This window comes from Ferroglobus sp., from assembly GCF_015521575.1.
Classification (GTDB): Archaea; Halobacteriota; Archaeoglobi; order Archaeoglobales; family Archaeoglobaceae; genus Ferroglobus.
The window spans coordinates 1-3036 of sequence record NZ_WANY01000011.1 but is presented as its reverse complement, the minus strand read 5'-3'; the positions used below and the strand labels follow the sequence as shown (position 1 = coordinate 3036).

Below are 3036 nucleotides of genomic sequence, written 5' to 3'. Positions count from 1 at the left end.
GATAATCGAAGCTGAGAAGATAAAGGGTAGTAAAAAGCTGTTAAAGCTGAGAATAGACTTGGGAGGAGAAATTAAACAGGCTGTTGCTGGAATTGCCGAAAACTATAGTGAGGAAGAGCTGAAAGGAAAACTCGTCGTCGTTCTGGCGAACATAAAACCTGCCAAAATAAGAGGAGTTGATAGCGAAGTTATGGTTTTAGCAGCCGATGTAGATGGAAGAGCTATACTCCTAACTCCGGAGAAAGAAGTGCCGGTTGGAGTGAAAGTCAGATGAAAATCTCGGCAACAATAGATGAGTTCGTTGAGTGGCTTAAAGAAAGGGGCTACGACGAAAGGCTGGGGGAAGATGGGATAAATGCGCTGAAAAAACTCGGTTTTTCTTCTCTTCTTTTCAACAACAGTCCCCTTCTGCTATCTTTCATTTTTTCCAAGCTCGGTGCCCCGTCAGAAAGGATAAACGAAAGGATAAGATTCGAGATCGCAAAAAGAGTAAGTTACGTTTTCGCCGAAAGAGATCGAATTGAAATTGAAATAAAACGATTTATCGTAGACGAAAAATAATATATCTTCAGCTTTCAAATTATTTTTCCGTGGAAGCGAAGCTTGAACTTTTCAGAGTCAGACAGAGTAGGGAGGAAGTGGTCGACAGAAAGGGCGAAAAAGTAGTAATTAGAGAGTACAATCACGGAGAAGATTTTGAAAAACTCGTTCACATGTACGAGACGTTCTCTCCAGAAAACAGATGTTTGGGTTTGCCACCGACAACAAGAAAAGCAATAGAAGCTTGGGTGGGCTTTCTCGCCAAAAGGGGGTACAACATTGTAGCCGAAAAGGACGGAAAAATTATTGGTCACGCAGCGGTTATTCCAACCGAAGATGGAAAGAATGTTGACCTGACGATTTTCGTTCATCAGGATTACCAAGACAGAGGAATAGGTCAGGAGCTTTTGAAAAGGATAATCGAAATATGCAGAAAAAACGGGTTTGAAGGGATAATGCTTGTAACGGAGAGAACGAACAGGAGGGCGATACACGTTTACAAAAAATTCGGTTTTGAAGTTGTAAACCCGGAGTTCGAGTACGACATGTATCTCGATCTCAGAAAAACCCGCTCTTGAGATCTTCAGGAAATTTAACGTGTTTTTCTTCCATTACTTGCGGAACCAACTCATCTGAAAAGTCGTTACATTCCTCTGTTATGAAGTTTATCTCATTTAGCTCTCTAAACTTGCTCACGTCGTAATTTAGCTTCTTCGCTATGCTTTCAATCTCGAATCTGTGTAACTCGTTATCTGTGATAATAATTTGCTATTCAGACATCATCAACGACATAAGATCGTGCGAGAAGTCGAGCGAGATTTTCATTTGCCATCACTACACACATTAGCACAACTAATATACGTTTTTTCAAAGCTCCTCCGTAAAGCTTTTACTCTTTTCTTGAGCTATAGACTCTCATGCGAAAAGTATCAGTATACGACACAACGCTCAGAGATGGTGAACAAACTCCCGGGATTTCCTTTCCGCTAAATTACAAAATTCAGATAGCAAAACAGCTGGATAAGCTTGGTGTGGATTACATAGAAGCTGGTTTTCCTGCTGCAACTAAGGGTGAGTTTGAGGCTGTGAAAGAAATTGCGAAGCTTGGGTTAAGTTCTAAGATAAGCGCTTTAGCGAGGCTCGTTAAAGAGGATATAGATGTGGCGATGAAGACTGATGTTGATATGATCCACATCTTCGTTCCTACATCTAAGATTCAGGTCGAGCACACGATAAAGAAAGATAGAGAGGAAATAATTGGAGAAGCAGTTAAGTACGTTGAGTACATAAAAGATCACGGTTTCGAATGCATGTTTTCGGCAATGGATGCTACAAGGACTGAAGTCGACTACCTCAAGAGGATTTACAAAGCCGTAGAGGATGCTGGAGTGGACATAATAAACGTTCCGGACACCGTTGGCGTGGCAACGCCTTTCAGCATGTATGAACTGATAAAAGAGCTTAAAGATCATTTGAAGGTTCCGGTTGATGTCCACTGCCACAACGATTTTGGATTAGCCACAGCCAACACCTATGCGGCTGTAAAAGCTGGAGCGGATGAGGTGCAAGTGACGGTGAACGGAATTGGGGAAAGAGCCGGAAACGCTTGCTTAGCTGAGGTGGTTATGGCTTTACATGCTTTGGACGGGGTTAAGACGAATATAAAAACAGAGTACCTTGTGGAAACTTCAAGACTCGTGGAAAGGCTGTCGGGAATAAAGCTCCCTCCGAACACTCCGATAGTTGGGGAAAACGCCTTCGCTCATGAAAGCGGAATTCACGCTCACGGAGTTTTAAAGCACGCAGCCACTTTCGAGCCGGGAGTAATAACTCCGGAGATGGTTGGACATAGAAGGAGGATAGTCATAGGGAAGCACGCTGGAAGGCATCAGATAAAGAAGATTCTGGAGGATGCTGGATACTCTGTGGATGAGGAAACTTTAACGAAGATAACCGAGAAGATCAAGGAGATAGGGGATAGAGGGAAGAAGGTGACGGATCTTGATGTTATAACTATAGCTGAAGTGATAATGGGAGAGCTGAGTAAAGAGGAGAGAGTGATAAACATAGACGAAGCTACGATTTTGACCGGAAACAAGATAACTCCTACAGCTGTGATAAATGCGATAGTGGAGGGTGAGAAGAAAGTAACTTCAGCTATAGGAGTTGGGCCTGTTGATGCGGCTTTGAAAGCTGTGGCTTAGCTTGTTGGAGAGGATGTAAAGATCACCGAGTTCAAGATGGATGCGATAAGCGGAGGGAGCGATGCGATAGCCGAAGTTTACGTGACGGTTGAGGATAAAGAGGGCAGAAGCTTCACAGCCAAAGGTGCGAGCACAGACATAGTCATGGCGAGCATTGAGGCTGTGATAAGTGCAGTGAACTACCTTCTGAGAATGAGGAGAAAGAATGTTTGAATTAGTTGATTCTCATTGCCACATCGATTTCAACACCTTCAACGGAGATAGGAAGGAAGTAATTCTCAGGGCTCTGAGG

Annotated in this window: 2 protein-coding genes and 2 pseudogenes; all 4 read left to right on the top strand. The window is 43.2% G+C overall.

What is annotated here, in order from left to right:
* Positions 1–274 (top strand): annotated as a pseudogene (locus F7C14_RS00570) (methionine--tRNA ligase); the annotation flags it as partial.
* Entirely contained in the window at positions 271–561 is a 291-nt protein-coding gene (locus F7C14_RS00565; RefSeq protein ID WP_290898526.1) for a hypothetical protein, read from the top strand. The pseudogene F7C14_RS00570 and the gene F7C14_RS00565, both read left to right, overlap by 4 nt.
* Before the next feature lie 29 nt (positions 562–590).
* Complete coding sequence (locus F7C14_RS00560) at positions 591–1118, top strand: GNAT family N-acetyltransferase (protein ID WP_290898520.1); 528 nt, start codon at positions 591–593, stop codon at positions 1116–1118.
* 339 nt (positions 1119–1457) lie between these two features.
* A pseudogene (locus F7C14_RS00555) lies at positions 1458–2957 on the top strand (2-isopropylmalate synthase).
* Positions 2958–3036: the final 79 nt, after the last annotated feature.